Source organism: Kineosporia rhizophila, from assembly GCF_021277265.1.
Taxonomy (GTDB): domain Bacteria; phylum Actinomycetota; class Actinomycetes; order Actinomycetales; family Kineosporiaceae; genus Kineosporia; species Kineosporia rhizophila.
In genome coordinates, this window is record NZ_JAJSOH010000039.1 from 1 (window position 1) to 23348 (window position 23348).

General features: G+C 69.3%; 22 protein-coding genes. 11 read left to right on the plus strand and 11 right to left on the minus strand.

The window, feature by feature from the left end:
• Nucleotides 1-416: 416 nt before the first annotated feature.
• Entirely contained in the window at nt 417-857 is a 441-nt protein-coding gene (locus tag LWF15_RS32340; protein WP_232814789.1) for a hotdog fold thioesterase, read from the minus strand.
• Between LWF15_RS32340 and polA the strand changes: the two genes are divergently transcribed.
• Entirely contained in the window at nt 856-3603 is a 2748-nt protein-coding gene (gene polA, locus LWF15_RS32345; RefSeq protein ID WP_408624473.1) for a DNA polymerase I, read from the plus strand. The two genes, LWF15_RS32340 and polA, sit on opposite strands and share 2 nt — an antisense overlap.
• 116 nt (nt 3604-3719) lie before the next feature.
• On the opposite strand, the gene LWF15_RS32350 is transcribed toward polA, so the two are convergent.
• The gene (locus LWF15_RS32350; protein ID WP_232814791.1) at nt 3720-4511 is read right to left on the minus strand and encodes a class I SAM-dependent methyltransferase; all 792 of its coding nucleotides are present in this window, start codon (nt 4509-4511) and stop codon (nt 3720-3722) included.
• A gap of 341 nt (nt 4512-4852) precedes the next feature.
• On the opposite strand from LWF15_RS32350, the gene rpsA reads away from it, so the two are divergent.
• From rpsA to LWF15_RS32370, 4 genes are all read left to right on the plus strand, one after another.
• Nucleotides 4853-6352 (plus strand): 30S ribosomal protein S1, encoded by a 1500-nt coding sequence (gene rpsA, locus LWF15_RS32355; protein WP_232814792.1) that lies wholly within the window; start codon nt 4853-4855, stop codon nt 6350-6352.
• A 223-nt stretch (nt 6353-6575) separates the two neighbouring features.
• Nucleotides 6576-7184 carry a dephospho-CoA kinase gene (gene coaE / locus LWF15_RS32360; RefSeq protein WP_232814793.1) on the plus strand — a complete coding sequence of 203 codons (609 nt, stop codon included), beginning with the start codon at nt 6576-6578 and terminating at the stop codon, nt 7182-7184.
• A 109-nt stretch (nt 7185-7293) separates the two neighbouring features.
• Nucleotides 7294-9399, plus strand: a complete 2106-nt coding sequence (gene uvrB / locus LWF15_RS32365) for an excinuclease ABC subunit UvrB (RefSeq protein ID WP_232814794.1) — start codon at nt 7294-7296, stop codon at nt 9397-9399.
• Between the two features lie 216 nt (nt 9400-9615).
• Entirely contained in the window at nt 9616-10158 is a 543-nt protein-coding gene (locus LWF15_RS32370) for a barstar family protein (protein WP_232814795.1), read from the plus strand.
• 72 nt (nt 10159-10230) lie between these two features.
• Here the strand turns inward: LWF15_RS32370 and LWF15_RS32375 are convergent, their stop codons facing one another.
• Both LWF15_RS32375 and LWF15_RS32380 read right to left on the minus strand, forming a co-directional pair.
• On the minus strand, nt 10231-11280 hold the full coding sequence (locus tag LWF15_RS32375) for a homocysteine S-methyltransferase family protein (RefSeq protein ID WP_232814796.1): 1050 nt from the start codon (nt 11278-11280) through the stop codon (nt 10231-10233).
• Between the two features lie 26 nt (nt 11281-11306).
• Nucleotides 11307-12479 (minus strand): NAD(P)/FAD-dependent oxidoreductase, encoded by a 1173-nt coding sequence (locus LWF15_RS32380; protein ID WP_232814797.1) that lies wholly within the window; start codon nt 12477-12479, stop codon nt 11307-11309.
• Nucleotides 12480-12839: 360 nt separating this feature from the next.
• Between LWF15_RS32380 and LWF15_RS32385 the strand changes: the two genes are divergently transcribed.
• The 3 genes from LWF15_RS32385 (at nt 12840) to LWF15_RS32395 (ending at nt 16077) form a co-directional block, all read left to right on the plus strand.
• Nucleotides 12840-14612 carry a DUF4012 domain-containing protein gene (locus tag LWF15_RS32385; RefSeq protein ID WP_232814798.1) on the plus strand — a complete coding sequence of 591 codons (1773 nt, stop codon included), beginning with the start codon at nt 12840-12842 and terminating at the stop codon, nt 14610-14612.
• A 47-nt stretch (nt 14613-14659) separates the two neighbouring features.
• Nucleotides 14660-15271 (plus strand): hypothetical protein, encoded by a 612-nt coding sequence (locus tag LWF15_RS32390; protein ID WP_232814799.1) that lies wholly within the window; start codon nt 14660-14662, stop codon nt 15269-15271.
• 182 nt (nt 15272-15453) lie between these two features.
• Nucleotides 15454-16077: a hypothetical protein gene (locus LWF15_RS32395; protein WP_232814800.1), complete on the plus strand. Its 624-nt coding sequence runs from the start codon at nt 15454-15456 to the stop codon at nt 16075-16077.
• 8 nt (nt 16078-16085) lie between these two features.
• Here the strand turns inward: LWF15_RS32395 and LWF15_RS32400 are convergent, their stop codons facing one another.
• The 3 genes from LWF15_RS32400 to LWF15_RS32410 form a co-directional block, all read right to left on the minus strand.
• The gene (locus LWF15_RS32400; protein ID WP_232814801.1) at nt 16086-16793 is read right to left on the minus strand and encodes a hypothetical protein; all 708 of its coding nucleotides are present in this window, start codon (nt 16791-16793) and stop codon (nt 16086-16088) included.
• A complete protein-coding gene (locus tag LWF15_RS32405) occupies nt 16790-17296 on the minus strand; it encodes a SigE family RNA polymerase sigma factor (protein WP_408624491.1) in 507 nt (168 codons plus the stop codon). The genes LWF15_RS32400 and LWF15_RS32405 overlap by 4 nt, the downstream gene beginning before the upstream one ends.
• Nucleotides 17297-17397: 101 nt before the next feature.
• Complete coding sequence (locus LWF15_RS32410; RefSeq protein ID WP_232814803.1) at nt 17398-17949, minus strand: hypothetical protein; 552 nt, start codon at nt 17947-17949, stop codon at nt 17398-17400.
• A 142-nt stretch (nt 17950-18091) separates the two neighbouring features.
• On the opposite strand from LWF15_RS32410, the gene LWF15_RS32415 reads away from it, so the two are divergent.
• A complete protein-coding gene (locus tag LWF15_RS32415; protein WP_232814804.1) occupies nt 18092-18706 on the plus strand; it encodes a cysteine hydrolase in 615 nt (204 codons plus the stop codon).
• A 71-nt stretch (nt 18707-18777) separates the two neighbouring features.
• Here the strand turns inward: LWF15_RS32415 and LWF15_RS32420 are convergent, their stop codons facing one another.
• A complete protein-coding gene (locus LWF15_RS32420) occupies nt 18778-19638 on the minus strand; it encodes an aldo/keto reductase (RefSeq protein WP_232814805.1) in 861 nt (286 codons plus the stop codon).
• Between the two features lie 166 nt (nt 19639-19804).
• On the minus strand, nt 19805-20524 hold the full coding sequence (locus LWF15_RS32425; RefSeq protein ID WP_232814806.1) for a TetR/AcrR family transcriptional regulator: 720 nt from the start codon (nt 20522-20524) through the stop codon (nt 19805-19807).
• 59 nt (nt 20525-20583) lie between these two features.
• On the opposite strand from LWF15_RS32425, the gene LWF15_RS32430 reads away from it, so the two are divergent.
• On the plus strand, nt 20584-21228 hold the full coding sequence (locus LWF15_RS32430) for a class I SAM-dependent methyltransferase (protein WP_232814807.1): 645 nt from the start codon (nt 20584-20586) through the stop codon (nt 21226-21228).
• Between the two features lie 49 nt (nt 21229-21277).
• On the plus strand, nt 21278-21949 hold the full coding sequence (locus tag LWF15_RS32435) for a hypothetical protein (RefSeq protein ID WP_232814808.1): 672 nt from the start codon (nt 21278-21280) through the stop codon (nt 21947-21949).
• A 6-nt stretch (nt 21950-21955) separates the two neighbouring features.
• Here LWF15_RS32435 and LWF15_RS32440 read toward each other — a convergent pair whose 3' ends face one another.
• Entirely contained in the window at nt 21956-22351 is a 396-nt protein-coding gene (locus LWF15_RS32440; RefSeq protein WP_232814809.1) for a PLD nuclease N-terminal domain-containing protein, read from the minus strand.
• A gap of 141 nt (nt 22352-22492) precedes the next feature.
• The gene (locus LWF15_RS32445; protein ID WP_232814810.1) at nt 22493-23155 is read right to left on the minus strand and encodes an MBL fold metallo-hydrolase; all 663 of its coding nucleotides are present in this window, start codon (nt 23153-23155) and stop codon (nt 22493-22495) included.
• Between the last annotated feature and the right edge of the window lie 193 nt (nt 23156-23348).

Here is a 23348-nt window from a genome sequence, read left to right on the forward strand (position 1 = left end):
AGAACTGCGCCACCCCCCCGCCCCGCCCCCCCCCCCCCCTCCCCCCCCCCCCCCCCCCCCGCCCCCCCCCCCCCCACCCCCGCCCCGCCCAGCCCCGCCCGGCCCCGACCCGACCCGCCCAGCCCAGACCGACCCAGACCGGCCCGGCCCCGCCTGGCCCCGCCCGGCTCGCTCGGCCATTACGACTTCCCCCCGAGCAGCCGCGATAACAGGCTTTCGCTGGCCCAACCCGAGTCCCTGCCCTCCGCCTCAGCCCTCCGCCTCAGCCCCGACCTGGCCAGGACCCCCTCAGCCCTAGCCCCTCCCGCCCAAAGTTTGTGATAACAGGCTATCGATTGGTAAAGCGGACGCTAGATATGAATTAGCTGTTGCTAGAGGGCAGTTTGTTCATACGTAGCGGCGAAGCGGCACGCCAATCAGGTGGAGGCCTTGCCCGGAGCGGGCAGGAAGACGCAGGTGAGGCGGGAGGTGCAGACTCGCCGCCCGCCCTCGTCGGTGATCTCGATCTGGTAGGTCGCGGTGCTGCGGCCCAGGTGCACCGGCTCGGCCGTGCCGATCACCTTGCCGTTGCGCATGCCGCGGTGGTGCGTGGCGCTGATCTCCAGCCCGACGGCGACCATGCCCATCGTGCCCGCGTGCTCGTTGGCGGCGATCGAGCCGACCGTCTCGGCCAGCACCGCCGATGCCCCGCCGTGCAGCAGTCCGAAGGGCTGAGTGTTGCCCTCGACCGGCATCGTCGCGACCGTGCGCTGGGCGCTGATCTCGGTGACCACGATGCCCATCCGGTCGGTCAGGGCGGAGGAGAAACCCGGAACGTCGGCGCCGTCGGCCGTCGGGAGACCAAGACTGTCGGACATGGGTCATAGGGTGTCAGACGTGAGCCAGACAACCGCCCCGGGGGCTGCCGACCAGGCGTCCCGCCCGCGCCTCCTGCTGATCGACGGTCACTCCCTGGCCTACCGCGCCTTCTACGCGCTGCCGGTCGAGAACTTCTCCACCGCCACCGGGCAGTTCACCAACGCGGTCTACGGCTTCACCTCGATGCTGATCAACGTCCTGCGCGACGAGGCCCCCGACCACGTCGCCGTGGCCTTCGACGTCTCCCGGCAGTCCTTCCGCACCGAGGCCTACGCGGAGTACAAGGGCAACCGGTCCAAGTCGCCGGACGAGTTCGGCCCCCAGGTCTCGCTGATCAAAGAGGTGCTGGCTGCCCTGCGGGTGCCGGTGCTGGAGAAACCCGGCTTCGAGGCCGACGACATCATCGCCACCCTGGCCACCCAGGCGGGCGAGGCCGGGTACCAGGTGCTGATCTGCTCCGGTGACCGCGACACCTTCCAGCTGGTGCGCGACAACGTCACGGTGCTCTACCCCACCCGCGGGGTCTCCGAGCTGGCCCGCATGACGCCGTCCGCGGTCGAGGACAAGTACGGCCTGCTGCCCGAGCGCTACCCCGACCTGGCCGCCCTGGTCGGCGAGACCAGCGACAACCTGCCCGGCATCCCGGGGGTCGGCCCGAAGACGGCGGCGAAGTGGATCGGCCTGTACGGCGATCTGGACGGCGTGGTCGCCAACGCCGACGCGATCAAGGGCAAGGCCGGGCAGAGCCTGCGTGACAACCTGTCCCAGGTCATCCTGAACCGCCAGATCAACGGTCTGGTCAAGGATGTCGAGCTGCCCCTGGCCCCGGCCGACCTGCGGCTGCCGGGCTGGGACCGCGAAGAGGTCCACCAGGTCTTCGACGGCCTGGAGTTCCGGGTGCTGCGCGAGCGGCTGTTCGCCACCCTGGCCAGCCCCGAGCCCGAGGTCGAGGGCGGCTTCGACCTGGCCACCGAGAAGCTCACCGGCGCGGCGGTCGGCACCTGGCTGCAGACCCACGCCGGGGTGCCGGTCGGGATCACCGTGCTGGGTAAGTGGAAGGCCGGCCACGGCGACGCCACCGGCATCGCGATCGCCGCCCCCGAGCCCTCGCCGGGCACGCCCGGCCCGGCCGCCTTCGTCGACCTGGTCGAGGCCGACCCGCAGGCCCTCGAAGCGGTCACCGCCTGGCTGGCCGACGCCTCCCGCCCCAAGGTGCTGCACGACGCGAAGGGCCCGCTCACCGCCCTGTCCGACCGGGGTCTGCCGGTCGAGGGCATCATCGGCGACACCGCCCTGGCCGCCTACCTGTGCCTGCCCGACCAGCGCAGCTACGACCTGGCCGACCTCACCGTGCGGCACCTGGGCCGGCAGCTGAAGGCCGAGGAGGCCCCGGCCAACCAGCAGCTCACCCTCGAGGTCGGCGACGACGCACCCGACGAGGCCGAGCTGGCCATGGTCCGCGCCCGGGCCGTCATCGACCTGTGGGGCGCGCTGCAGAAAGACCTCACCGAGCGCAACGCCGCCGGCCTGCTCACCAACGTCGAGCTGCCGCTGTCCGGTGTGCTGCGCACGATGGAGCACCACGGCATCGCGATCGACACCGATGCCCTGGGCGAGCTGGACAGCTACTTCGCCGCGGCGGTGGCCGACGCGGGCAAGCAGGCGTTCGAGGCGATCGGCAAGGAGATCAACCTCGGCTCGCCCAAGCAGCTGCAGGTGGTGCTGTTCGACGAGCTCGAGATGCCGAAGACCAAGCGCACCAAGACGGGTTACACCACCGACGCCGACGCGCTGGCCGAGCTCTACGCCAAGACCGAGCACCCGTTCCTGGCCCACCTGCTGCGCCACCGCGACGCCACCAAGCTGCGCCAGACCGTGGAGGGCCTGCTCAAATCGGTCGGTGACGACGGCCGCATCCACACCACCTACCTGCAGACCATCGCCGCCACCGGCCGGCTCTCCAGCACCGACCCCAACCTGCAGAACATCCCGATCCGCACCGAGGAGGGTCGCCGCATCCGCGAGACCTTCGTGGTCGGGCCCGATTTCGAGTGCCTGCTCACGGCCGACTACTCGCAGATCGAGATGCGCATCATGGCCCACCTCTCCGGTGACGAGGGCCTGATCGAGGCCTTCCGCTCCGGAGAGGACCTGCACCGCTTCGTCGGCAGCCGGGTGTTCTCGGTCGAGCCGGCCGACGTCACCGCCGCGATGCGCTCGAAGATCAAGGCGATGAGCTACGGCCTGGCCTACGGCCTTTCCGCCTTCGGTCTCTCCCGGCAGCTGAACATCCCTGTCGAAGAAGCGAAAACCCTGATGGAAGACTACTTCGACCGCTTCGGCGGGGTGCGCGACTACCTGCACGGCGTGGTCGACGAGGCCCGCCGCACCGGCTACACCGAGACCATCCTGGGCCGCCGCCGCTACCTGCCCGACCTGGTCAGCGACAACCGCCAGCGCCGCGAGATGGCCGAGCGGATGGCCCTGAACGCGCCGATCCAGGGCTCCGCCGCCGACATCGTCAAGGTCGCCATGCTCGAGGTCGACCACCAGCTGAACAAGCAGGCGCTGCGCTCGCGGATGCTGCTGCAGGTGCACGACGAACTGGTCCTCGAGGTCTGGCCCGGCGAGCGCGAGCAGGTCGAAGAACTGGTGCGCGACGCCATGGCCGACGCCGCCGAGCTCAACGTGCCCCTCGACGTCTCCGTCGGGGTCGGCCGCTCCTGGCACGAGGCCGCGCACTAGACCCGTCGTGGGTGAAAGTGGCACGAGACAGCGGTGCCACTTTCACCCACGACACCTTCAAGGTGCCGAAACTCCAACGGTGAGCGCGTCGGCCGAGTCCGTCAGCCGCTCGTTGATCAGGGCATGCGGTCGCTGACGAAGATCGCGGTGCCCGGGATCAGCCGGCCCCGCAGCGGACTCCATGAGCCCCACACCCGGCTGACTCCCTCCGGCCATTCCGGCTCCACCAGGTCGACCAGCCGGAACCCGGCGGCGGCGAGCTCGCGCACGCGGTCGCCGATCGTGCGGTGGTGCTCCGAGTAGCTGACGGCGCCGCTCTCGTCGGTCTCCACGTAGGGCGTGCGGTCGAAGTAGGGCCGGCTCACGGTCAGGCCGCCCTCCCCGCCGTCGTCGGGGAACGCCCACCGCACCGGGTGGGTCACCGAGAACACCCAGCGTCCGCCCGGCCGTAGCACCCGGGCGACCTCGGCGTGCACGCGTTCGGGGTCGGCGACGAAGGGGAGGGCGCCGTAGGCGGTGAAGACGATGTCGAAGCCGGCGTCGGCGAAGGGCAGGACCCGGGCGTCGCAGACCAGGCGCGGCGGCGGGGGAGTGCCGGCCGCACGCCGCAGCATGCCTAGTGAGAGGTCAGTAGCCACCGCCCGGGCGCCCTGGGCCTGCAGCCAGGCCGAACTGTCGGCGGTGCCGGCGCCCACCTCCAGCACGTCCTTGCCCGCCAAGGGGCCGAGCAGCCCGGCCTCGGCCTCGTCCAGCAGTTCGGGGCCCCAGACCAGCCGCCCGGCCAGGTCGGCGAAATGCTCCTGGTGGTAGTCGGCGGCGTTCTCGTCCCACCACGAGCGGCCCGCCCGGACACTCTCCTCGGCCCCGGCGTCGCGGTAGCCGGCTGATCGCAGATCCGCAGGTGTCACCCGGGTATCCAAGCGCATCCCGACCACCCCGGCCCGAGGTCCGGTGGACCGGGAACCGATGGTGCCCACCGACGTCCTCTGGTCGTTTCGGGGGTGTTACCGCTCATCGGGCGCCGATGGTCAGCGTGCGTCCCGAGCCCGGGCGTGTCGCAGCGGGGGCGGCTTTGCCCTGCCTTCCCGCGAGGGATAAGGTAAGGAAGGCGCACCTAGGCTTACCCGGCGTCTGCGATCGGCCGAAGCACAATTGACCGGTTTCGGGAGCTCATGGGTCTTTCCCGCGCCGGAACACTGAAACGTGTCCTGTCCCATCTACAAACAGTCCGCATCGGAGCCCCTACTTTATGACCACCAGCACGGCCGAAAAGGCGCGCACCCCGCAGATCGCGGTCAACGACATCGGCTCCGAGGCCGATTTCCTCGCGGCCATCGACGAGACGATCAAGTACTTCAACGACGGGGACATCGTCTCCGGCACGATCGTCAAGGTCGACCGCGACGAGGTGCTCCTCGACATCGGCTACAAGACCGAGGGTGTCATCCCCTCGCGTGAACTCTCGATCAAGCACGACGTCGACCCCAACGAGGTCGTCACCGTCGGCGACGAGGTCGAGGCTCTTGTTCTCCAGAAGGAGGACAAGGAGGGGCGCCTGATCCTCTCGAAGAAGCGTGCCCAGTACGAACGTGCGTGGGGCACCATCGAGAAGATCAAGGAAGAGGACGGCATCGTCACCGGTACGGTGATCGAGGTCGTCAAGGGTGGTCTGATCCTCGACATCGGCCTGCGCGGCTTCCTCCCGGCCTCGCTGGTTGAGATGCGCCGCGTCCGTGACCTGCAGCCCTACGTGGGCAAGCAGATCGAGGCCAAGATCATCGAGCTGGACAAGAACCGCAACAACGTGGTCCTGTCCCGCCGTGCGTGGCTCGAGCAGACCCAGTCGGAGGTGCGCCAGACCTTCCTGCAGACCCTGCAGAAGGGCCAGGTCCGCTCCGGTGTGGTCTCCTCCATCGTCAACTTCGGCGCCTTCGTCGACCTCGGTGGGGTCGACGGTCTGGTGCACGTGTCCGAGCTGTCCTGGAAGCACATCGACCACCCGGGTGAGGTTGTCGAGGTCGGCCAGGAGGTCACGGTCGAGGTCCTCGACGTCGACATGGACCGCGAGCGCGTGTCCCTGTCGCTGAAGGCGACCCAGGAAGACCCGTGGCAGCAGTTCGCCCGGACCCACGCGATCGGTCAGGTCGTGCCGGGTAAGGTCACCAAGCTGGTGCCGTTCGGTGCGTTCGTCCGCGTCGACGAGGGCATCGAGGGCCTGGTCCACATCTCCGAGCTGGCCGAGCGCCACGTGGAGATCCCGGAGCAGGTCGTCCAGGTCAACGACCCGATCTTCGTCAAGGTCATCGACATCGACCTGGAGCGTCGCCGGATCAGCCTCTCGCTGAAGCAGGCCAACGAGGCCGGCTCCGGTGCGGGCGCCGAGACGTTCGACCCGGCCCTGTACGGCATGGCGGCCGAGTACGACGAGGCCGGCAACTACAAGTACCCCGAGGGCTTCGACCCCGAGACCAACGACTGGCTCGAAGGTTTCGAGAAGCAGCGTGAGGAGTGGGAGCAGCAGTACGCCGCCGCCCACGAGCGCTGGGAAGCCCACCGCAAGCAGATCGAGGAAGCGAGCGCGGCCGAGGCCGAGGCCCGCGCCGCCGGTGTCGACGAGACCACCTCGTCGTCCAGCGGTTCGTCCTCCTCGTCCTCGAGCTACTCCAGCGAGCCGGCGGCGGCCGAGGGCACCCTCGCCACCGACGAGGCGCTGGCCGCTCTGCGGGAGAAGCTGACCGGCGGCAACTGATCGCCGGTAGCGGTTCGTCCGGAAGGTCCGGTCCCCTTCTCGAAGGGGGCCGGGCCTTCCGGCCGTTCGGGGGCAGAACTGAGGACGTCGGTAGCGCCTGCGGGGGTGGCGGCGGCTGATCGGGGTGGCCGGGTCGGTGGATGCACCGCGCTTGCCATGGATCACACGCGGTGGGTGGTCAGGACCGACCGGGTGACGAGTCGGGGCACCCTAGACTTCCCCCATGGTCCGCACCGCGCTCACCGGAGGCATCGGCGCCGGCAAGTCCACGGTCTCCCGCCGGCTGTCCGACCTGGGGGCTCTGATCCTGGACGCCGACGTGATCGCCCGCGAGGTGGTGGAGCCGGGCAGCGCCGGCCTGGCCGAGATCGTCGAGACGTTCGGCAAGAAGATCCTCACCGAGGACGCCCGCCTGAACCGCCCCGCACTGGGCAAGATCGTCTTCGGTGACGACGAGAAGCTGGCCCGGCTCAACCAGATCGTCCATCCCCGGGTCGCCGCCCGGATGGAGGAGATCGTGCAGGCCGCCCCGGACGAGGCGGTGCTGGTGCACGACGTGCCGCTGCTCGCCGAGAACCCCCACCGGGCGAGCTACGACCTGGTCATGGTGGTGTTCGCGCCCGAGGAGGAGCGGATCCGCCGCCTGGTGAACGACCGGGGCATGACCAAGAAGGACGCGAAGGCCCGGATCCGGGCCCAGGCCACCGACGAGCAGCGGGCCGCGATCGCCGACGTGGTGCTGGACAACTCCGGGTCGCTGGCGGCCACCCTGGCCCAGGTCGACGCCTGCTGGCGCAACCGGATCGAGCCACTGCGCCGTAGCAACGCCTGACGCGCACCGCGGCGATAACAGGCTGTGAGCGCAGCCCGAAGCAACTCGGGTCCGCATCCGACCGGCCTGCGGAACAAGACTGTCGGTGGGTGCGCTTACGGTATTCATCATGAGGCCAGTCACCGATCTCAAGCGCACGGTCGCTCCCTTCACCGTCGTCTCGGAGTACCAGCCCAGCGGCGACCAGCCGAAGGCGATCGCCGACCTGGCGCAGCGGGTCAAGGCCGGCGAGGAGCACGTCGTCCTGCTCGGCGCCACCGGTACGGGTAAGTCCGCCACCACCGCCTGGCTGATCGAGCAGGTCCAGCGGCCCACGCTGGTCATGGCCCCGAACAAGACCCTGGCTGCCCAGTTGGCCAACGAGTTCCGCGAGTTGCTGCCCAACAACGCGGTCGAGTACTTCGTCTCGTACTACGACTACTACCAGCCCGAGGCCTACGTGCCTCAGACCGACACCTACATCGAGAAGGACAGCTCGATCAACGAGGAGGTCGAGCGGCTGCGGCACTCGGCCACCAACTCGCTGCTCACCCGTCGCGACGTGGTCGTGGTGGCCACCGTGTCCTGCATCTACGGCCTGGGTACCCCGCAGGAGTACATCGACCAGATGCAGACGGTGAAGGTCGGCCAGCAGATCGACCGTGACGTCATGCTGCGCCAGTTCGTGCAGATGCAGTACTCCCGCAACGACCTGGCCTTCACCCGCGGCACCTTCCGGGTGCGCGGTGACACGGTCGAGATCATCCCGGTCTACGAGGAACTGGCGATCCGGATCGAGTTCTTCGGCGACGAGATCGACCGGATCTACACGCTGCACCCGCTCACCGGTGAGATCGTGCGCGAGGAGAAGGAGATGTACATCTTCCCGGCCTCGCACTACGTCGCCGGTCCCGACCGGATGGGCCGGGCGATCGAGGCGATCGAGGTCGAGCTGGCCGAACGGCTGGAGGAGCTGGAGCGCCAGGGCAAGCTGCTCGAGGCCCAGCGGCTGCGCATGCGCACCACCTACGACATCGAGATGATGCGGCAGGTCGGGTCCTGCTCCGGCATCGAGAACTACTCGTTCCACATGGACGACCGGCCCAAGGGCAGCGCGCCGAACTGTCTGCTCGACTACTTCCCCGAAGACTTCCTACTGGTGCTCGACGAGTCGCACAGCACGGTTCCGCAGATCGGGGCGATGTACGAGGGTGACGCCTCGCGTAAGCGCACCCTGGTCGACCACGGCTTCCGCCTGCCCAGCGCCATGGACAACCGGCCGCTGAAGTGGGAAGAGTTCTCCGACCGGATCGGGCAGACGGTCTACCTCTCCGCCACCCCGGGGCAGTTCGAGCTGGGCCGCGCCGACGGTGTGGTCGAGCAGATCATCCGGCCGACCGGCCTGATCGACCCGAAGATCGTGGTCAAGCAGACCAAGGGCCAGATCGACGACCTGCTCGGCGAGATCCGCGAGCGGGCCGAGCGGGACGAGCGCGTCCTGGTCACCACGCTGACCAAGAAGATGTCCGAAGACCTCACCGACTACCTGCTCGAGCAGGGGGTGCGGGTGCGTTACCTGCACTCCGAGGTGGACACGCTGCGCCGGGTCGAGCTGCTGCGCGAGCTGCGTAAGGGCGAGTTCGACGTGCTGGTCGGCATCAACCTGCTGCGTGAGGGTCTCGACCTGCCCGAGGTCTCGCTGGTCAGCATCCTCGACGCCGACAAGGAGGGCTTCCTGCGTTCCTCCACCTCGCTGATCCAGACCATCGGCCGCGCCGCGCGTAACGTCAGCGGCGAGGTGCACATGTACGCAGACAAGATCACGCCCTCGATGGAATACGCGATCGGCGAGACCAACCGCCGCCGCGAGAAGCAGGTCGCCTACAACCTGGAGCACGGCATCGACCCCACGCCGCTGCGCAAGAAGATCCAGGACATCACCGACATGCTCTCCCGCGAGGACGAGGACACCGAGGAGCTCCTCGGTGGCGGTGGTCGTCAGCGCAGCCGGGGCAAGGCGCCGGTGCCGGGCATGAGCAGCGCCACCAGCGCCAAGGCCCGCGCGGCCGGGGTGGCGAACGTCCCCGCCACCGACCTGGCCGACCTGATCCAGCAGCTGACCGACCAGATGCACACCGCGGCCACCGAGCTGCAGTTCGAGCTGGCGGCCCGGCTGCGTGACGAGATCCGCGAGCTGAAGAAGGAGCTGCGGGGCATGAAGGCGGCCAACGCGTAGCGGCCAGGGCTGAGCGGCGGGCGGCGGCCTGCGGGTAGAGGTGCAGGGCCTCCAGAGGGCGTAGGGGCGGGAGGCGGCGCTTGCGCGTTAGGTGAGGTGTGGCGGGGCAGAGGGGGCCGGGCTCGAGCATGCAGGCTGTTCAGGCGCGGTTTTCCTGGTGCTCCATCCGTGAGTCACGGCCCCTGGCAGCCCGGTCGGCTTGAGAACATGGCCGGGATGAAACCCTCGCCCATCCTCCTGCGCACGGAGAGCACGTTCCGGCCGCTGCTGCGGCCGGGCGACGAGCGCTCTCATGCCCTGGCCCAGCGGGGCTGGTCCGAGGCCGGCCTGGCGGTCCGGGCCGTGCGGGGCCGCAAGTGCCGCACCCGGCAGGGCCTGTTCGACGAGTTCTCGGCGGCGTTGCAGTTCCCCTGGTACTTCGGCGAGAACTGGGACGCGCTGGGCGACTGCCTGGCCGACCTGGACTGGATCCCGCAGCAGACCGGGCACGTGCTGATGATCAAGGAACCCGAGCTGGTGCTGGGGCAGGACGACGAGGCCCAGTTCGACGTCCTGCTCGATGTCCTGCGCATGGTCACGGTCGAGTGGGGCACCCCGGTCGAACTCGGCGAGTGGTGGGATCGGCCGCCGGTGCCGTTCCACGTCGTCCTGGCCTGCCTGCCGCACCACACGCAGGAGACGCGCGACCGCTGGGAGAAGCACGCCGAGCTGATCCTGCTGCCGGACATGCCTGCTGCCGCTCCCGAAAGGCACGCCTGAGTTCGCGACTCGACCACCCCGATGGGGGACTCTGCCACCGTACTGGTGGCAGACGTCCCCCATCGGCGTTGTTCAGGCCGGGGCGGCCGCGCTCCAGTCGCCCATTACGTCCTGGGCCGCGGTCTCGGCCGAGGTGCCCAGCACGGGGTGCAGATCCAGGGCGGGGGAGTAGCGGCTGGCCGTGGTCTCCCGTCCCAGGGCCTCGGCCATCGCCCGGACGTAGTGCGGAGCGCCGCCGCAGCAGATCCCCACGTACGCAACGCCTAGATCGGCGGCCTTGCGGGCCCAGTCGGCCATCTCGAAACGCGTGTGCGCGAACGGCTCCAGGGCGATCGGGAAAGCCCGCCCGCCTCCGGGCGACTTCAGCGACTCGAATGCCGGGGTAGCAGCATCCGTGCGGTAGGGCACCGGCTGCGCCGCGATCGGGATGTCTACTGCGGCGCGCAGCTTCTCCAGCATGGGCTGCAGAGTTTCCGGGCCCCGCGAGCAGTTGAACCCGACCACTGCGGCCCCGGCGTCGGCCAGGCGCTTGCAGGCGTCGATGTAGTCGTAGCCGTCGTACGTCTGGTCGGGCTGGACGCTGGCGAAGGTGACCACTGCGGGCAGGTTCAGTTCCTGACAGACCTCCAGCCCGATCAGCGCCTCGCCGACGAAGTCGTTGGTCTCGGCGATGACGAAGTCCACGCCCTCCTCGACCGCCCAGTTCAGCTGCTCGCGGTACTGCTCGCGCACCACCGCGCCGGACTCGGCCGGCCGGGCCGGGTCGTACGACCAGGTGTTACAGATGTTTCCGGCCACCAGCGCGCCACCTTCGGCGGCCACCTCGTTGGCGATCCGGACGGCCTGCCGGTTCAGCTCCTCGAGCTGTCCGTCGCGGCCCACGGCCTTCAGCTTCTCGCGGTGTGCGTAGTAGGTGAGAGCCACCATCACGTCGGCGCCCGCACGCAGGAACTCGCGGTGCAGCTGTCGCAGCGCCTCCGGCTCGTCGAGGATCACCTCCGGCACGTACGGGCCGGCCTTGATGTAGCCGCGCCTCTCCAGCTCGAAGACGTATCCCTCGGCGCCGATCAGTACGCCGTCGGCCAGCCGCTCGGTGAAGGTGCGGGAGCTCGGTCGGGTCATGCGCTTGTCCTTGTCGTGAAAAGGGTTCAGGGGGTGACGAAACGGCCGGGGTTGAACCGGGCCACGTCGTAGACGGTGCCCTCCTGGCAGGCCAGCTCGGCCAGGACCCGGCCGACCCAGGGGGCGTACTTGTAGCCGGTGCCGCGCCAGCCCACGCCCACGTAGACGCCGGGCTGACCGGGCACCGGGCCGAGCACGAAGTCGTCGTCGGCGACCAGGTCGTAGTCGCAGCCGTCGACGTCGGTGACCGGTGTCGACTCCGCCTCCAGCAGCCCGGGCAGGCACTGCTCGACGAAGTCCCCGACGCTGTTGATGCTGGTGGTGCCGCGGGGCATGTCCGGCGGGTTGTAGAAACCGATCTTCACTGCGTCCAACACCCCCTCGACGATCGGGTGCAGGTAGATCCCGGTGTCGAGGTAGGCCATCACCGGCATCTGGTCGGAGGTGTAGAGGTGCCGGGTCTCGGCCGGCGGCGTGTAGTAGCGCGCCTCGCTGGGCCGGTCCTTGGTGATCGGTACCTGGAGCTGGTTACCGGGCAACAATTTCAGGACGTCGTTGGTCCCGTGCCCGGCGGTGATCACCAGGGAGCGGGTGGTGAAGGTGCCGGCCGAGGTGGTGACCGTGACCAGACCCTCGCCCGTCTCGATCGCCGTGGTGGACGTCCGTTCGTGGACCGTGACCCCCGCCTCGGCGAGGGACTTCTGCAGCGTGGCGGTGACGGTGCGCAGGTCGACCAGCCCACCGACCGGGTCCAGATCGCCGAGATCGGCCTGCAGATAGGGGAATCGGGCCGCGATGCCCTCGGTGTCGAACGAGGTGACCGGGATGCCGAGACGGTTGAGCACGGTGGTGCTCAGGGTGGCGTAGGTGTTCTCGAGATCGGGGGTGATCTTCCGGCTCGCGATGTTCATGCAGCCGCACCGCACCAGCACCTCGGCGCCGGTCTCGGTCTCGAACTCGGTCCACAGCCGGACCGCCTCGTCGGCGAAGCGGGTGTACCCGGCCTCGAGGTAGTCGCGCCGGTACGAGCGGGTGCGCCCGAACGAGGCGGTCATCGGGTCGCCGATCTCGCCGGCCTCGATCACTGCCACCCGGGCCTGCCGCCGGCTCGCCTGGTAGGCGGTGAACAGCCCCATCACGCCACCGCCGATGACCAGCAGGTCCAGCGGTGCGTGCGTTCGGCTCGGCTCGATCGTCATCAGGTGTTTCCTTTCCCTGCCTGTTTAGCCGCAGACTAGGGCTCGCGCGGGCGCAGGGGGAGGGGTGCGGGTGAAGCGCTTCACCGAATTAACACGAGCCCCCTTCACTGGTGACTGGCCGTGAACGCCGTTCCAGCGGTTCGATAGGGGCAGCGTCGGCCCCGCACGAGGTGCGGTGGCCGTCTTCCCTGTTCCGGGAGGCCCGGAGTCGGCCCGGATCATCAGGCGTTCGGCCCATCCGGTTAGACCAAGAGTGTCTCTGCGTTCACTCTGTGTCAGACTCGCGCCGTGGGGCGGCGTGCGAACGAGGCGAACGAGACGGGTGAAGGCCCACGGTTCCGGATGCGGAGGCCGTGGGTCGTGGCTTCTGCGGCCGGGGTGCTGGTCGTGGTCGGGGCCGGGGGCTGGCTGGCCTTCCGGGCCCGCGAGGCGCAGGCCGCGGTCGAGGCGCTGCGGGCCGACGGCAAGGTGCTGCAGGCCCAGCTCGAGGCCTACGACCTGGCCGCAGCAGGCGAGACCCTGGGCAAGGTCCGCGAGGACGCCCATCGGGCCGAACGCCTCACCGGTGACCCGGTCTGGGGCATCGCCGGCTACGTCCCGGTGCTCGGGCGTGACCTCCACGCCGCCCGCCGCGTCAGCTCGGTGATGGCAGACATCACCACCGCGGCCCAGCCTCTCGAATCCGCGCTCCCCAGGCTGACTCCCAAGGGAACCTCCGGTAACCAGGGGCAACTCGACACTCAGGCGCTCGAGGCGATCGGTGCCGCCATGCCCGAGCTGTCCGCCGCCGTCTCCTCGGGGGCGGTCGAGGTCGGAGAGCTCGATGCCGGCAAGCTCCGCCCCGAGGTGGCCGACGGCGTCAACACCCTGAGCTCCGCGCTCGACTCCGCCCGTGGCCCCTTCGCCGACTCCGTGCCCATGCTCCAGCAGCTGCCCACCATGCTCGGCTCGGACGGGCCGAAGACCTGGCTGGTGCTCCTGCAGCAGGACGCCGAGGCCCGCGGAACCGGTGGCCTGGTCGGTGCCTTCGCCGAGCTGAGGACCCATCAGGGCCGAATGAAGCTGGCCGACGCAGAATCTCGTTCCAAGCTGGACCGGGGCCCGGCCATCCCGGCGGTGGTCGCCCCGGACGGCCTGCGCCGGCACTACGGGCGAGATCTCACCGAGTGGGCGGGATTCAACGCCAGTCCGCACTTCCCGCACACCGGCGTGCTCGCGGCCGAGGGCTGGAAGGCGCGTACCCGGCAGCAGGCCGACTTCGTCGCCGGGGTCGACCAGAACGTCGTGGCGGCCATGCTCGCCGCCACCGGCCCGGTGCGGGTGCGTGGTGTGCAGGTGGACTCGGCCAACGCCGTGCAGTTCCTGAGCCGGGGGGTCTACGCGCGCTGGAGCGATCCGCAGGAGGTGGATGCCGTGACCACCGAACTCGTGGAGGCGGTTTTCGGTAAGTTCTCCAGCGGCGAGTTCAGTCTGCCGACGTTGATCAAGTCGCTGCGCGACCCGGTCCGCGAGCGTCGGCTGCTGCTCTGGGCGAGTGACGAGGACGTCCAGTCCCAGCTTGAGCAGCTCAGCATCTCGGGCACCATCCCGGACGACCCGGGCCCGTTCGCCATGACCGTGATCAACAACGGTGGTGGCAACAAGATGGACGCCTATCTGCAGGTGGACACCAAGTACGACCCCGGAACCTGCACCAACAGCGCCAGGAACGGCCAGATCTCGGTCACCCTGGACAACACGGCTCCCAAGGATGGGGAAGGACTGCCGTCCTACGTCAACGTCCGGACCGACCTCCTGCAGCGGGGGATCACCGGCAAGCAGACCCGGGACGGCAGCAACCGGATCGTCCTGGACATCTACGGGCCGGTGGGCAGCACTGCCGTGCTCACCCAGCTCGACGGCGAAACCATCGTGCCGGTCACCGGTCTGGACAACAACCACCCGGTGTGGCGGCTGAGCGTGCCGATCGCGGCCGGTCAGCAGCGAACGGTGAACGTCGTGATGTCCACCCCGGTCGTCGAGGACGACGCCGGGCAGATCCCGGTCGTGCTCAACCAGCCGATGGTGAAGCCGGCCACCAGCAGCGCCGAGCCGCTGACCGCCTGCAAGACCTCATCCGTCGTCGGGGGCTGACCATCGCCTCCGATCCGCCTCCCGCATCAGAGGAGACCAGCGAGTCCATGACCAGAATGCTGAGCAGAAAGGCCGCCGCCGTCGGCGTCGCGGCCCTGGTAGCGGTCGGCGGTGGTGTGGCCGGTGTGGCCTACGCCTATCCGTCGGGTGTTCCACTGACCGTCTCGGCCTCGGCCAGCACCGCCAACGGCCAGACCGTCCTGACCGTGAGCCTGGGCAACGCCGATCCGCGCTGCGCCACCGAGATCACGGTGAACGGAAACTATTTCGGCACGCTGACCGGTGGGCAGACCACCCTCAGCGCCCCGATCCCCAACACCTCGGGGCGTAACCGGGTGCGGGCCCGGACCATCGACTGCGACCTGAAGGAGCGGGCTCGTAGCGAGTTCGTCATCCCGAACGCGCAGCTCAGCGGGCCCGGCACCGCGGCCGTGAAGGACCGGGTCGAGTACAGCCTGACCGGTCTGGAGCCGGGCACGACGGTCACCGTGACCGCCGTGCGGTCCGGTGGCGGAGCGACCTACAGCGACACCGACGTCGTCGACCGTCGCGGTGAGGCCGAGGTCCGGATCCGGTACAAGGTGTCCGGCACCTACGCCGTCTCCGCCTCGGTCAACGGCAGTGTGGTCGGTAGCTCGGTCACCACCGTCGTGAGCTGAGAACCGGTTCCGGTGGCCGGCCGGTCCTTCCCGGACCGGCCGGCCACCCCTGACGACCGGTGACGGGCCCCGCGCCCGGCACCGGTCAACAGCCCGGCCGGCCGTCCCGACCTCACCCCCGGGGCGGTCGGCCGGGCTGATTCGTCATGCCCGAAACGCTTCACCAACAGGGGATCCCACCAGTGACGTCCGCACGGCCCAGCGAGACCGACACGCCCTCCGACGACCCTGACCACCGGCCCGCCCGCACCACCAAGGTCCTCCTGGCCGTCGGCACCGTGGTGGTGCTGGGCGCCGTGGCCTGGGGTGCCAGCGCCTTCATCGGCAACAGCTCCGCCTCCGACCAGGCCGCCCCGAAGAACACCGGCGGCCCCCTGCCCTGGCGGGTCGAGGGATCGCCCCAACCAGGAGAGGACGGCGAGAACCCGGCCGCGATCGACCGCCCGGTGGTTCTTTTCGACGGTCCGGTGACGATCGGCGCCGGACTTGGCCTGGACCTCGACCAGCTCAAGAGCGAGAAGACCGGCTCCGCCCAGGACGTCTTCTGGTCCCAGCGCAACGGCCTGTCCAAGACCGAGGGCCGCCTGTACATCGACCAGGGCCTGCCCGCCGGCGCCGCCGAACGCTGCGCCGCCCAGGTGGCCGCCGACCGCGAGGGCTACCCCTCGCTCGACGTCTTCCCCGGAGACCAGTTCTGCCTGAACACGTCCGAGGGCCGGATCGCCTGGCTGCGGGTGGGCGAGGGGGCGGACAAGGACGACGAGCTGGCCGTGCAGGTCACCGTGTGGGACGGGGTGCCCGGCTGAGAAGTTGGTCAGCTGACGAACCGGCAGAAGTCCTCGCCGACCTGACTGGGGGCCAGCAGGGACAGGCCGATGACGTTGACAGCCGAAGCCGGCCGGGGGTCTCTGACGTCGAGGCTGCCGTGGAGGGTCTCGAAGGTGATCCGGTACTGATTGCCGTCACCGCCAGGGGCGTTGAACTGGATCTCTCCAGGAGCCTCCCGGCCGACCGGTCCCACCTGCGGATAGGTCTTCACCACATCGCCGTAGGTGTCACCGATGTGGATGGCCTCGGAAGTCTCGGCCAGCGCATCCACCGCGATCTGGACGACCACACCTCCGTCAGTGACCACGTAGTCGACCGAACCGACCCCCTCGTACTGGCTGCAGGTACCTGAATTCCCCTTGCCCTCCTCGAGAACGTCGCGCACCAGACCGGCCCGCTGGGCGTCGGCGATGTCCATACCGATCCGCAGGTCACCCAGGCCTTGCCCATCTAGGATGTCGTAGGTGGGCTGGGCCGGGGTCTCGTCGGAATCGTCCCCGGTCAGCGCAAGTCCGGCGGCCAGGGCAACCACGGTGAGTGCCGCCGGCAACGCAGTCTGCACAGCCCGACGACGCCGCCGGGCCCGCCGAACCTGCCCCTCGACGATGTCGGTGGCCCCGGGGCGGGGCGGCAGATCGAGACCACGATCGTGCAACAGGGCTTCCAGCCGGTCTTCCAGGTCGTCGTGACTCATCGAACACCTCCCTCGGATTTCAGGTTGTTGCGCAGTGCGGCCATCGCGCGGGACGTGTGACTCTTCACCGTTCCCGCAGAAATGCCCAGCGTTTCAGCTATTTCGGACTCGTTCAGCCCTTCGTAGTAACGCAGCACGAGCACTGCCCGCTGTTTGGCGGGAAGTTCGGCCAGGGCCTGCCACAGCGGCTCGTCGTCGAAGCGATCGGGCTGGGCCACACCGCGCTCGGGCGGGATGGCCACCAGCGTCTCGCGGCGCCGCCGTCTCCAGCGACTGGTGCGGGCGTTCACCATCGAACGGCGCACATAGGCGTCCATGTTCGTGCCCCGCCGCTGCAGCGAGTTCCAGCGCAGACCCACCTTCTCCAGCACGTCCTGCACGAGATCACTGGCGTCGTGCGGGTTCCCGGTGAGCGCGTGGCCCAGACGGAGCAGATCGGGCAGCCGGGCGGTGACGTAGTCAGCGAACTCCACGAACCCGGAACCGGGAACGACTCCGCCCAGCACCTCGTCCTGCCCAGGCTCGGGAACGGCGGCCAACTGCGCCCGGTGGTGCTGCCTGCGGGGTGCGGGCTCGCTGTGCACGAGCCCTACCCCGGCGAGCGCTACTCGTAGCATCCCGGGTTCACCGCCTCGAGGCCGATACTCATGATCACGGAGTCGCGCTCGGCGTACTCGTCGCTGAGTTCAAGGCGATAGCTGGTGGGGAAGGGGGCCTGCGGGGCCTCCACGTATGCTCGGGCGAATCCGGCATCGGGAAGGACCTGATCGCCGTAGGCGCTCTTCAGGTCCTCGTAGGTGTCGCCCACCCCGATTCCGCTGTCCAGCCTGATCTTCGGATCGGTGTAGATGACAATGAGCTCGTCGTCGCTGAAGTAGGCGTACTCGACCCCGTCGTTGCCGGAGTACTGGTCGCACAGTTCGCCCGTGGGGGAGACCCGTTTCCCGATGAGGCCGGTCTCCTTCGCCTCGGCCACACTCATCCCCAGTTTCAGCTCCCCGATCCCGGTGTCCGACAACACCAGCGCCGCCGGCGAGCTGCTTACGGCGCCCGTCGGCTCAGGGGCATCGGCCGAGGAATCCCCTCCGCACCCCGCCAGCGCCCCCGTCACCACGCCGGCGACAACCAACGTCGCCGCGAGTCCCCTGCCAACCATCCTGGTCATCCCCTGTGCTTCCGGTCCTTTTCCCCGCACGGCACTTCCCTGTCGTCCCCCTCAACACGCCTACCCACGTCCTATGGTTGTCCTGAGTCAGAAAGATTTTCCAAGGCCCGAAGACGCTGCCGAAGGGAATGACATGACGATCGAGCAGATCGACCCGGCGACCACCGCGCTCGTGCTGATCGAGTACCAGAACGACTTCACCACCGAGGGCGGGGTGCTGCACGGCGCAGTGGCCCCGGTGATGGAGAGCACCGGGATGCTGAGCAAGACCAGCGCGGTGGTGCAGGCCGCGCGCACGGCGGGGGTAACCGTGATGCATGCGCCCATCACGTTCGCCGAGGGGTACAACGAGATCAGCTCGCACCCGTACGGCATCCTCAAGGGAGTCGTCGACGGCAAGGCGTTCGTCAAGGGCTCGTGGGGTGCGGCGATCACCGACGAACTGGCGCCGCAGAGCGGTGACATCGTGATCGAGGGCAAGCGCGGCCTGGACACGTTCGCCAGCACCAACCTCGACTTCATCCTGCGCAGCAAGGGCATCCGCACGATCGTCCTGGGCGGGTTCCTGACCAACTGCTGTGTCGAGTCGACCATGCGCAGCGGCTACGAGAACGGCTACCGGGTGATCACCCTGTCCGACTGTATGGCCGCCACCTCCGCCGAGGAGCACGACAACGCACTACGTTTCGACTTCCCCATGTTCTCGGTCCCGGCCACCGCCAATGAGCTCCTGTCCGCCATGAGGTGACCAAAACCAAATGGGGGACGTTTGTGGGCACGGGGCCCACAAACGTCCCCCATTGGGGTTTGCTGGGTAGGTCAGACGGCGTCGGCCAGCGTCTTGAACTCCTCGTCGGTCAGCTTCACGTCAGCGCCGCCGAGGTTTTCCTCGAGGTGCTTCACCGAGCCGGTGCCGGGGATCGGAACCATGACGGGGGAGCGGCGCAGCAGCCAGGCGAGCGCGAGCTGCGACGTAGTGGCGCCGGGGTGGTTGCTCGCGACCTTCTCCAGAGGGCCGCCCGGGCGGGCCAGGCTGCCGGCGTTGACCGGCGCCCACGGAATGAACGCGATGCCCTGCTGCTCGCAGTAGTCCAGCACGTCTTCGGCCCGGCGGTCGCCCATGTTGTAGCGGTTCTGCACCGAGGCGACGGGGAGGCCGGCGGCCTGCGCGGCCTTGATCTCCTCGACGCTGACCTCGGAGAGCCCGACCTGCAGGGCCAGGCCCTCGTCGACGAACTTCTTGACCTCGGCGAACGTCTCTTCGCGGGGGGTCTTGGCGTCGATCCGGTGCAGCTGCCACAGCGGGATCTGCTCCAGACCCAGCCGGCGCAGCGACATCATGATGCACTGACGCAGGTATTCCGGACGGCCCAGCGGGGGCCAGACGTCGGGGCCGCTGCGGGTGAGGCCGCCCTTGGTGGCGATGACGACGTCGCCGTAGCCGGTGCCGTCGTGCAGGGCTTCCTTGATCAGGTCCTCGGAGATGTAGGGACCGTAGCTGTCGGCCGTGTCGATGAACGTCACCCCGAGCTCGACCGCCCGGCGCAGCACCTGGATCGCGGCGTCGTGGTCCTTCGGCGGGCCCCAGATGCCCTCACCGGTGATCCGCATCGCCCCGAATCCCAGGCGGGCGACCTTCCGGCCGCCGAGCTCGATGGTCCCGCTGTCGGCTACTGCCATGGATCTTTGCCTCCGTCGAATCAGGCCAGGTGGGTCGTCAGTGGCCAACTCCGGGGCCGGTTCGCTGCTTCCCATTCGGGCAACAAAGTTTTCCAAGGCAACCGCCGATGGACGTTTGTGAGCAGCGATCGAGGCCCACAAACGTCCACAATTGAGCAGTTTGGTTCTACTGCTCTTCGCTGATCCGGGTCAGCCAGTGCTGGAGCATCGCTTCTTCCACCGGCTCCAGAATGCCGCTGCCGGTAAGAGCGAGCTGCGAGCGCAGCTGCCGTGCTGCGTCGGCCACCGGATCGGCGTTGCTCCGTGAAAGGGGTTCCGTAAGCACGGCTGCGAACGCGGCATCACGAGCGCGATGGGAGAGGCTCTCGTCGAACAGGTCAGGCTGGGCGATGCGGTTCAGCGCGACTCCGACGTTGGCCGAAAGGATGAGCTGCGCGGCCTGATTCACTTCCATCCGGAGTGCGCCGACGGCTGAGCAGCGCAGCAGGGCGGCCTCGAGCAGTCCGAGGATGCGACGCCGGGCCTTGCTGTGCGAACGCGCCCGGGGGGCGAACATCAGCTGGTAGAGCGCGGGATTGGCCTCGGCGAAGGCGTGGTGGTCGTCCCAGCCGGCGTAGAGGTCGGCCACCGGATCGGTGGTCTTCTCCAGCTGGGCCTTCTGCTGCGCGTACCGTTCGAACCCGGCGTCGGCCACTGCGTCGAGCAGACCGCGCTTGTCGCCGAACAGCCGGTACAGCCGGGGCTGGGTGACCCCGACGGCCTCGCAGACCGCCCGGGTGGCGATGTCGTTGTCTGCGGATTCGGTGAGCAGGCGCTCGGCGGCCTCGACGAGCGCGGCGCGCAGGGTGGCGTCGTCATCTGCGCGAGTCCGTTCCGAGACAGTCATGGATCGATGATACGGCTTATGCGTAGCGTTCCTCATCCCGGCCGTGTGAAGATCAGGACATGCGTGACTATTTGTCCTGGCACGACGAGGCGTACCGCGATTCGGGCTCGCCACTGTCCTGGCGGTTGTCGCGGGTGCGGCACCACGTCGAACAGGTACTGGACGCGGCGGCCGGGCGCCCAGTGAAGGTGCTGAGCCTCTGCGCCGGTGACGGAAGAGACCTGATCGGGGTTCTGTCGACCCGGCCGGACCGGGACCGGGTGTCCGGCACGCTGGTCGAACTGCATCCGCAGCTGGCCGGGCGGGCGCGGACCGCCATTGCCGCGGGCGACCTGCGACTGGAGGTGCTCGAGGCCGACGCCGGCGACCCGGCGGTCTGCGAAGGGCTGATCCCGGCCGATCTGGTGTTGATGGTCGGGATCTTCGGCAACATCAGCGACGAGGATCTGGAGCGCGCGATCCGCGCGGCCCCGGCCTTCTGCCGCCCCGGAGGCACGCTGATCTGGTCGCGTGGGCGGGACGCGGACATCCTCGACCTGAACGAGAAGGTCCGCGCCTGGTACGCCGAGGCCGGCCTGAGCGAGGTCGCCTACGAAAAGCTCGACGACGCGGACGGGGAACTGCCGGCCCTGGGCGTGATGCGCCACGACGGCGAGACGGTGCCGCTGGATGCGTCGCGGAGGTTGTTCACGTTCATTCGGTGAGCGCTGCCGGGGCGTCGCAAAAAGCGCGTAGCCGTGTCACGATCCGGGCATGCGGGACGAAACGCCCACGCGGCTGGCGCGCAGCCACCATCTCGCGCCTGCCCCGGGCACCGGATGGTGGCTGGCCGCGGCCGCCTGCGCCATCGCGTCCTTCTTCTTCTGGCTCGCGGACGTGCTCGGCGGGTTGCTGGTCGTGCTGGGTGGGACGGTGCTGCCGGGGCGGGTGCCGGTGCAGGCCCTGGCGTTCGGGGGACTGGCGCTGGGGGCGCTCGGCGTCGGCCGTCGGCGTTGGCCGGGTGCCCGCCGCGTGGTCACGTCGGGCAAGCCGGTTCTGTCGAAGCTGGACAAGACGGTTCCGGCGCCCGTGCGCAAGCTGCTGGTCATCTGCGCACTGCTGCTCAGCGTCCTGGTTCAGGGGGCGCACCTGCTCTACGCCTCGAACACCACCGAGCTCACGCCGGCTGCTCCGAGGGGATGCCTGATCGTCGCGGGGGAGAGCACTTTTCTGCGCGCCGGCGGGGGCTCGATCTACCAGGCCGGCGGGTCCTGGGGGCTGGCGCGTGAGATCGCTACGTTCGCCACCGACAACGGGGCTCAGCCATTTGCGGCGGGGGCGTACCGCCTGGCCTGGGACGGTGAGGTGGGCCGGCTGGATCAGCTGGAAGGCGTGGTGCTGGCCTCGGCCCGGGAACGGATGGAACTGCAGCTGCACTGTTCCTGAGCGGCCTCAGGACGGGTCGGCCTCGGGGTTACCGGAGTCGCGCCTGCGCTTGTTCTCTTCCCACTTCCTGAGCGCCTCGTCGTATTCCCGGTCGATGCGTTCCTGGTCCTGCCGCAGCCGGTCGTCGATGTCCGAGGTGTCGGGCCGGGACCGCTGCGGGCGCTCGGCCTCGGGAAAACCACTGGCCGGCCCCGGTCGCCCGGACGCCGGACGGCCGGGCGACTGCTTCGGGCGGCCGGCCACCAGCCAGGCGATGCCGCCGACGAAGGGGAAGAACAGGATCAGCAGGATCCAGCCGAGCTTGGGCAGGTTGCGCACCAGGGCCGAGTCGGTCTGGATGCAGTCGATCAGGCAGTAGATCAGCAGGCCGAGCTGGATCAGCACGGGCAGGAACCGGATCACGTCGGGTACTCCTCGCATCGAGCTCGAGATGCGAGCTGGGGGAAGGCGGTTTCCGAGCACGGATCCTAGGGGTTCGCTGTGCTCCCGGCTACGGCCGCGAGGTGCGGCGGGGGTGCCCCGGCCGAGGCACCCCCGCTCCGGTCACCAGCCGCGCTCGCGCCACTCGGGCAGGCTCGGGCGCTCGGCGCCGAGCGTGGTGTCCTTGCCGTGGCCCGGATACACCCAGGTCTCGTCCGGGTAGACCGCGAAGAGCCGCTGCTCCACGTCGGCGATGAGGCTCTCGAAGTTCTCCTCGTCGTCGAAGGTGTTGCCGATTCCGCCCGGGAACAAGCTGTCGCCGGTGAACGCGTGCACACTGCCGTCGGAGCTGGTCAGCACCAGGGTGACCGAGCCGGGCGTGTGGCCGCGCAGGTGCACCACCGCGAGCGTGAGCTCACCCACCGCCACCTGGTCGCCGTGCCGCAGGCGGGCGTCCGGGGGCACCGGGAGTGCATCGGCGTCGTCCTCGCCGGCCAGGGTGGGAGCCTTGGTGCCGGCCGCGACCTCGGCCAGGGCCCGGTGGTGGTCCCAGTGCTGGTGCGTGGTGACGATGCCGCGCAGCGGCCCGCCCCCCTCACGGATCAGGGCGTGAACTCTCTCGGCGTCGTCCGCCGCGTCGATCAGCAACTGCTCGCCGGTGGCCCGGCAGGTGATCAGGTACGCGTTGTTGTCCTGCGGCGAGACGCTCGCCTTCCGGATCACCGCGTCGGGCAGCTCACGCACGTCAGCCGGCCCGCCCTGGGTGACTTCTCCGCTGTAGACCATGGGCATACCCTGCCATCCCCCTCCGGGGACGGCGGGCAGGGCGGCGGCAAGGACGCAGCACCGCGCACGTCGTGGGCCCGGCCGCAGCGAAAGTCTGGAAGAACGGGCATCGACTCAGGGTTTCCGGTGCAGCCGGAGGGGCCGCAGGTGCGTGCGTGACCGGAGTGGACGTGGTGCCCCGGAGGGGCTGATG